This is a genomic window from Mesorhizobium sp. ORS 3428, from assembly GCF_001854785.1.
Classification (GTDB): domain Bacteria; phylum Pseudomonadota; class Alphaproteobacteria; order Rhizobiales; family Rhizobiaceae; genus Mesorhizobium.
This window is the reverse complement of record NZ_MDFL01000048.1, coordinates 1-3,908: the sequence shown is the minus strand read 5'-3', so window position 1 is coordinate 3,908 and position 3,908 is coordinate 1. Positions and strand designations below refer to the sequence as shown.

General features: G+C 57.1%; 4 protein-coding genes. All 4 read left to right on the top strand.

Going from position 1 to position 3,908, the window contains the following annotated elements; all coding sequences use genetic code 11:
* The first annotated feature begins 524 nt into the window (after positions 1–524).
* Positions 525–1,745: a substrate-binding protein gene (locus tag ORS3428_RS06560; protein ID WP_071095701.1), complete on the top strand. Its 1,221-nt coding sequence runs from the start codon at positions 525–527 to the stop codon at positions 1,743–1,745.
* Between the two features lie 102 nt (positions 1,746–1,847).
* Entirely contained in the window at positions 1,848–2,807 is a 960-nt protein-coding gene (locus ORS3428_RS06555; protein WP_443136842.1) for a branched-chain amino acid ABC transporter permease, read from the top strand.
* Positions 2,794–3,528: an ABC transporter ATP-binding protein gene (locus tag ORS3428_RS06550; RefSeq protein WP_071095693.1), complete on the top strand. Its 735-nt coding sequence runs from the start codon at positions 2,794–2,796 to the stop codon at positions 3,526–3,528. The genes ORS3428_RS06555 and ORS3428_RS06550 overlap by 14 nt, the downstream gene beginning before the upstream one ends.
* 70 nt (positions 3,529–3,598) lie before the next feature.
* Positions 3,599–3,908: ATP-binding cassette domain-containing protein (locus tag ORS3428_RS06545; protein WP_244507869.1), on the top strand; the 310-nt coding region annotated here is incomplete at its 3' end.

Genomic DNA, 3,908 nt, shown 5'->3' with positions numbered 1-3,908 from the left:
GGGAATAGCGAGCGCGACCTCGATTTTACAATCGAGAATCTGCTGGCGACCGAAACTCAAATGGCACTCACGTAAGCTCCAACTTCTTTGCAGGGTGCGCTATCAGGTTTGCGGCCCATGTCACCTGCCCAATCTGCACCGATTTGGTGCTATGTATCGATATTTATCCGCGAGTGGATCGGCGGCCGCGGCTAGTAGCTCCGCCCAAAACAACGTGAGTCCTTCACGCTGAGAGGCGCTTCCACTTCCGGGGCGGCTGGGCGGCGCCCTCGRCCGTGTCGGCTGCGGCCACCCGATCAATACGTCTTCTACCTCAGATCTTGCCGCTGCCGGTGACGAACGTCTTTCCCCGCAGCGCCKGTAATACCCAACTGTCTTGGGCTGAAAATCCTGCCTTGCTCAGCTTTACCCAATTCGGCCGCCGAAAGCTCTGTTTGAGACAAAAAGATGACGGGTAGCTTTGCAGCCACTGCCRTCAACGAAACGCGCAATCATCGTCAACGAGCGATAGGGGAACTCCACCGATGTCCAATGACAGGCGACAAATCAACCGACGCCGTTTTCTTCACAGCTTGGCGTTCGCCTCTGCAGCCATAGCAGTGGGTCCCGGCAGCTGGATAATCCGGCCAGAATGGGCAAATGCGGCAGAGGGCTCGATCAAGATTGGCGTGGCTACCGACCTTACCGGATCGCTGGCGTTCAACGGCAATACCGATGCCAATGTCGCGCGAATGCTCGTGAAGGAGATTAACGACGCGGGTGGTCTGCTGGGCCGCCCTCTCGAACTTCTGATCGAGGACACAGCTTCGAACGAGTCGGTGGCGGTCRGCAATGTCCGCAAGCTCATTCAGCGAGACAAGGTCGACATGGTGGTCGGYGGCATTGCCAGTTCGATGCGCAATGCCATCAAAGATGTCATCATTTCACGCGGGAAGACCCTCTACATCTATCCGCAGGCCTATGAAGGCAAGGAGTGTACCCCCTACCTGTTTTGCACCGGCCCGGTGCCGGCCCAAAATTGCGACAAATTCATCCCTTGGCTCATTAAGAATGGCGGCAAGCGATTTGCTTTGCCGGGCTCCAATTACATCTGGCCTCAGACAATAAACGCGTACGCCCGCAGGGTGATTGAAAGCAATGGCGGAGAGGTCGTTTTCGAGGAGTATTATCCAACCGATCAGATTGATTTCTCGGCAACGGTCAGTCGCGTCATCACCAACAAAGTGGACGTCGTATTCAACACGGTAATTCCTCCGGGCGTCGGGTCATTCTTCAAGCAGCTTTATCAAGCGGGATTCTCCAAAACCGGCGGCCGGATTGGCTGCGTCTATTACGATGAGAACCTGCTTGACATGAACCAGTTTGAAGAGATCGAAGGCCTCGCCAGCAGCCTCGACTACTATAAGTCGTTGACCGCGGAGGATCCGGTAAGCGCCAGGATCCAGGCGGCTTACGAAAAGCAGTTCCCCGGCAAATTTCGGTTCTCGGCAGGCAGTGCCGCCACCGGCGTTTATCGGGGACTAAAGCTGTGGGAAGCCGCAGTAAAGGAGGCTGGTACAGTTGAGCGCGATGCCGTGGCCGCCGCTCTCGACCACGCCAAGATCGCGGAAGGTCCGGGCGGTCCGGCCGAGATGGTGCCCGGCAAGCGCCACTGCAGGATGAATATGTATATCGGGGTGGCAAAGAACGGCCAGTATCAAATTGCGTCGAGGAGCGGCGGCCTTGTCGAACCGAAGGAGTGCTGAATGACCGAGGCACCTTTTGGAAACGACAAAATTCAAGTCGAGACCTTGCCGTATTCGGGTGAGGGAAGGACGCTCCTTCCAGCTATCACGATTATAGAAGCAATGCTGCTTCTTGCCGGCTTGTCTTCACCGGCACTACTGCCCGACTACATAACGATCTATGCCACTCGTGTGCTCATACTCTGTTTGTTCGCTATTTCGTTCGATTTGGTGTGGGGATATGCGGGCATTCTGAGCCTTGGTCAGTCGCTGTTTTTCGGCCTGGGCGGCTATGCCGTGGCCCTGATCGCACGCGATGCGAACATAGCGTCTATGTTCGTCGTACTTCCTGTCGGATTCATTGWGGGCCTCGTCGCCGCATTGTTGCTCRCAGGCTTCTTGTTGCTCGGACGTCACCCAACGAGTGTGGTTTTCGTGTCGCTAGGCACCATGACCGGCGCCTACGCGGCGGACAGGTTTGCTCGAGGATCGCAATACCTTGGCGGCCAGAATGGGRTCCCATCGATCCAGCCGATGACCATCGGCACCTATGAATTGAACGAAGGGCCAATCTTCTACTACATCGCGCTCGGCATTCTGGTGGTTGTCTATCTCCTTTGCCGCTTCATGTTGAGATCGCAGTTTGGCCTCGCGCTTGCCGGTCTGCGGGAAAATGAGCAGCGGATTGCCTTCTTCGGATACCGAGCACAGCACCTCAAGGCGATCATCTTCGCCGTCAGTGGCGCGATCGCTGGCGTTGCTGGCAGCCTATACGCGTTTCACGAGGGGTTTGTGTGGACGAACATGCTGGGCGTTGTGATGTCGACCCAGGTTGTCCTTTATGTGCTGTTTGGCGGGTCCGGTACCCTTGTCGGAGCTGTGATCGGCACTCTCGTCATCGAGGCGYTGGGATATTGGCTGTCGAATGCTTTCCAAGATGTCTGGCCGATCATGCTCGGTGTGCTGTTGCTGCTTGTGATTATGTTCCGGCCTGCTGGGTTGATCAGCTTCGTCTTGAGCGAACGCGAGCGAGTTGGAAGCTTCGGGCGACCGGAAAAGCGAGGCGGCCATGGCGCTGCTTGAAACAACCCCTATCCTAAAGAGCTTTGGAAAACTTGTGGCGTTGGATGGAGCCGCAATCACGGTCGGTGAAAGCGAGTTCCATGGTCTGATCGGGCCTAACGGATCCGGCAAGAGCACTCTCATGAAGTGTCTGGCGGGTGCCGAGACACCCTCCAAAGGTCGGATCAAGTTTTCTGGYGTGGACATCACCGATGCATCRCCTGCTGCTCGAGCCCGTGCGGGGTTGAGCTTAAAATTTCAGATCACGAGCGTCCTGCCGGCTCTCACGCTTTACGACAACATTTTGCTCGCTCTCCAGGCAAAGTCGTCACTTGTGGGCCTGATCTTCTCGCGTACCCGCGGTGCTCTGCACGATCGTGTAATGGGAATGCTGGAGCAGTTTCGCCTCGCAAGCCGCGCTTACCAGCCCGCGTCGGCCCTCTCTCATGGGCAGCAACAGTGGCTCGAGATCGCGATGGCACTCGCGGGTGAGCCCAAGCTCTTGCTGCTCGACGAGCCGACAGGTGGCATGAGCCTCGAGGAGCGTCGAGTCACCGGCGATTTGCTGCAACCCATCAAGGAAAAATGCTCCCTGATTATTGTCGAGCACGATCTCGATTTCATCCGGGATGTTTGCGACCGATTGACCGTGCTCGATCAAGGCAATGTCATTTGCTCCGGCACGGTGCAAGAGGTCCAGGCCGACCCTCGTGTGCAAGAGGTTTATCTGCGCCGTGCTTGACGACAATCTGCTTGATATCATCGACGTCGATGCTGGCTATGGCCGCAGCCAGGTTCTGTTTGGCGTGCAAATGCAAATACCCCGGCGAGGCGGCACGGCCGTGCTTGGTCGCAATGGCGCAGGGAAGACCACGCTGATGAAGGCTATCGTTGGGGAATTACCGCTGCGCGGCGGCGCCCTCAGGCTCGACTCGCGCGACCTGGAGACACTTCCCACTGAAAAGCGCGTTCGACTTGGCATAGGCTATGTGCCGCAAGAGCACGCGGTATTCGCGCGCTTGTCCGTGCGCGACAATCTCGCTGTAGGTATGCTTTCCATGCGAGACAAAGACGCGCTCGACCGCGTGCTTACTATCTTTCCAAAGCTCGCCCACCGGCTGG